Raw genomic sequence first — 3,813 nt, 5'->3', positions numbered from 1 at the left:
AGATTATAACGTAAGATATGGTAGCTCTATACCTTTATCTGCACTGAAAGCCCTATTACCATATAAAGACCTAATATTAGAAATACTAGAAGCACAAAAGCACTTTGAAGTAAAAAAAGTAGATAATGTTACAGGGATACTAATCCCAGATGAGAGGTATCAGTTACTTAATAGTAATACAGAAATCGCAATATTTATCCAGTTATTAAAAGAGTACAAAGATTTTGGAGTAAAAGACAATGACTAAGAACGAAGTAATTTATCAAGAGTATAGTTTACTAATAAAAGATCTCAAAAAGCGTGTAGCGGAGTCACGTTATAAAGCTAGTTTAAGTGTAAATAAGGAGATGATATTACTTTATCACCATATAGGACAAAAGATTCTTGAGAGCCAAGAAAAACATGGGTGGGGTGCGAAGATAATAGAAAAGCTATCTAAGGATTTGCAAGGCGCATTTCCAGAAATGAAAGGATTAGGCACAAGAAATCTTAAATATATGCGTAAATTTGCAGCAGAATATAAGGATTATCAATTTGTGCAAGAGGTGCTTGCACAAATAACCTGGTATCATAACATTACACTTATAGACAAAGTATCACATAAAGAAGAAAGAGAGTTTTATATCAAAAAAACAATAAAACATGGTTGGTCTAGGAATGTATTAGTTTTGCAAATAGAAAGCAATTTATATAAAAGACAAGGAGAAGCGATAACTAATTTTGATGCTAAATTACCAAATTTACAGTCTGATCTTGCTCAAAACATGATGAAAGACCCATATTGCTTTGATTTCCTCAACGTAACTGATGATGCTCATGAAAGAGAGATTGAAAAAGGATTGATTGCACAGATGCAAAAGTTCCTTTTAGAGCTTGGTGACGGCTTTGCTTTTTTAGGTAATCAGTATCACTTAGAAGTAGGGGGAGATGATTATTTTATGGATATGTTGTTCTACAATGTGAAATTAAGATGTTATGTGGTTATAGAGCTAAAAAACACCAAGTTTAAACCAGAATATACAGGAAAACTTAACTTTTATTTATCAGTAGTTGATGACAAACTAAGACATAAAGATGATAATCCTTCAATAGGTATTCTTTTATGCAAATCAAAGAACAAAGTTGCAGCAGAATATGCAATTAGAGATATTTCAAAACCTATATGTTTAGCTGAATATAAATTAGGTGAAATATTACCAGAAAAATTCAAGGAGTCATTGCCAAGTATTGAAGATTTAGAAAAAGAGATGGCTAAAAATGTGAATGACATAGATGAAGGAGAGGAAGATGAATAGGAATGATTTGATCACAAAAATAATTAAATTTTTGATTAAGCTAAAGCGTGAAGAGAAAAACATAGGAAAAAGGCATCCAGTAAAAATGCCAAAACCAATAAGTCCAATTTTTAGTGTTAAGAAAATCCTAATAATAATAGCTATAATAGTTAGTTCTTTTTATATATTAAGAGCTATTTATGTGAGTACGGTATTTAGCACTGTTATGGAAGGCCTAGAAAATGTAGGAGCGAGTGTTGGCTTACTAGATGAACATAAAACATTGGGTTATAAGCGTAAACAAGAGGCACTGATTAAAATCAAGAAAAAAACTGAAGAAAAAGAAGTTTTAGAAAAGGTAAAAAGAGCTAAAGAGCATGTTATAGCACTAAAGCAAAACTACATCTCAAAACAAGTGGAATATGAAAAATATGTTGATCAGCATGGAAATTATTTAGAAGGAGTTGAGGTAAGCAGTGATATAGAAAAAGTGATAGATGACTATAGAATAATGCAAAAGGATTTCATTCCAATATTAGAGGAATGTGAATACATCATAGAGCATGATGTACAAACTCATATAAAGAACGCTGAGCGTAACCAGAAAGATTTAAAAGAAATAAAGTATAAGATAGGAGAATTTGCACTAAAAGGACAGAAAGGGTTGACTGAAAAGGAAATGAAAGAGCTAGATAAGTTAGTGGATAAAGTAAAATCAATGAGTAATTTAAAACTTACAGACACAAGAGCAAAAATATTATTCCATTATTTTAAATATAACCAGCCATATCTTTATAAATCAAAAATACCTGAATTAAATAATTGTCCATGTGAATTTATAGTAACTGAGATATGGGAAGAATTAAGAAAAGATAAGTATTTTTTAAAGAATATATCACCACTTAGACTTCACATTAATATGCAGGAATATAGTCATATAATTTGGGAGACAAGTATTATGGAAGATTATGAGTGATATATTTAAAGATGAGAATTAAGTGATAGAGTAAATAAGATGAGTAATTTTGTAAAAGGTGGCCAATTAGCAATACATTCCGTAAGAATGAACCTACAGGTATGGAAGATACTGATAAGGTTTATATTATTAATTATAGTTATTGCATTAGGATATACATTTTATACAGATATAAACCCTATTGAATGGAAGAATATAGGAGCATATATAAAAAGAGATATAGCATTTAATGATAATGCAGAAGTAGAGTATTATACAGATTATGGATATAAGAGGGTACAAAAAGTAAAATATGCAAAAGAAAACCCAATACTCAATAGATTAGGAGAGAAATTAGAAACAACTTTTTATAAAGGCTTAACAATTGGTGGTGTTACATCTGGGTTAGTGATTTTACTAGTACTCGTATATTTTTTTAGATCAGGAAAAAGGAAAACAGCAAGTTTAGAGTTAAGAGGAGTATTTTTAATCCCACTCAAAAAGCTTAAAAAAGAAATAGTCAGGCATAATACAAAATTTAGATATAAACCATTACCAATAATAAAAATACCATATCCTATTACAGGTAGTCCAGATTCCTATACATCAGGGGAGCAGTCTCATACTATGATCCTAGGGTCTACAGGGTCTGGAAAAACATCAGTAATAAAGGAATTGCTATTTTCTATACATGAGAGAGGAGATAAAGCTATTATAGTAGATGTTAAGGGTGATTATATCAAGAGTTGTTATAGAAAGGATACAGATACAATATTAAATCCATTAGATCAAAGAGGAAGAAATTGGTCAATATTTAAAGAAACAACAGCACTTACAGGTTTTGCAACGATTGCAAAATCATTAATACCTGTTGATTCACAGGATCCAACATGGACTGATGCAGCGAGAGTAGTATTTACAGAAATGGCTAATATTTATGCAAATAATGATATATCGTTGGCAGAGTTTGCAGATAAGTTATTAAAAACGGATATAGGAAAGTTGCAGCAAATGTTAAAAAGCACCTATGCAGAGAAGATTATGAATGAAGGGATAGAAAAGGCTGCACTTTCAGTATTAATGATATTGAGCTCCTATTTAAGACCGCTTAAATTATATAGAAGTAATGAGAATTGTTTTTCTATTAGGGATTGGGTTTTAAGTAATACATGGAATAAAAAAGGGACAAAATGGATTTTTGTTTTTAGCATCTAAAGCAGAAGCTAAGAGAGATTTAAACCCACTTATTACAGCGCAGATGGATATAGCAATTAATGCAATGAGATCTTTGAGTGAAGGAAGCAACAAACCAAAGATATGGTTTATAATAGATGAGTTAGGATATTTTGATAATCCTATACCAAATTTAATAGATGGACTTACAACAGCGAGGTCTTATGGTGGGTGTTTTGTACTGGGGATGTAAGATATGACTGCGATATCTAAGATATATTCTAAAGAGAGAGCAGAAACTATTGCAAATAAGTAAGCGCTAAAATAAGGGCATCTAGGCAAGAATAAAAATAAGTGGTAGAACAAAAGCCTAAAAAAATAGAGGCTAATGATGCTATTAGAAAAAAAGAA

Annotated in this window: 5 protein-coding genes; all 5 read left to right on the top strand. The window is 30.7% G+C overall.

Features of this window, described 5'->3' with window-relative positions:
• Positions 1 to 247 (top strand): hypothetical protein (locus tag EIC27_RS07320; RefSeq protein ID WP_162298364.1); only part of this gene is annotated, 247 nt, incomplete at its 5' end.
• A complete protein-coding gene (locus EIC27_RS06400) occupies positions 240 to 1,295 on the top strand; it encodes a PDDEXK nuclease domain-containing protein (protein ID WP_126045234.1) in 1,056 nt (351 codons plus the stop codon). The genes EIC27_RS07320 and EIC27_RS06400, both read left to right, overlap by 8 nt.
• Complete coding sequence (locus EIC27_RS06395) at positions 1,288 to 2,250, top strand: hypothetical protein (protein ID WP_126045233.1); 963 nt, start codon at positions 1,288 to 1,290, stop codon at positions 2,248 to 2,250. Before EIC27_RS06400 ends, EIC27_RS06395 begins: the two co-directional genes overlap by 8 nt.
• 39 nt (positions 2,251 to 2,289) lie before the next feature.
• Positions 2,290 to 3,444 carry a type IV secretion system DNA-binding domain-containing protein gene (locus EIC27_RS06390; RefSeq protein ID WP_126045232.1) on the top strand — a complete coding sequence of 385 codons (1,155 nt, stop codon included), beginning with the start codon at positions 2,290 to 2,292 and terminating at the stop codon, positions 3,442 to 3,444.
• Positions 3,428 to 3,655, top strand: coding sequence for a type IV secretion system DNA-binding domain-containing protein (locus EIC27_RS06385; RefSeq protein ID WP_162298363.1), 228 nt, complete (start codon positions 3,428 to 3,430; stop codon positions 3,653 to 3,655). The genes EIC27_RS06390 and EIC27_RS06385 overlap by 17 nt, the downstream gene beginning before the upstream one ends.
• Positions 3,656 to 3,813 lie beyond the last annotated feature (158 nt).

Origin of the sequence: Candidatus Aquarickettsia rohweri (assembly GCF_003953955.1) — a bacterium.
Lineage (GTDB): Bacteria > Pseudomonadota > Alphaproteobacteria > Rickettsiales > Midichloriaceae > Aquirickettsia > Aquirickettsia rohweri.
Note: the sequence above shows the minus strand (reverse complement) of the source record. Positions and strands in the feature narration are given on the sequence as shown.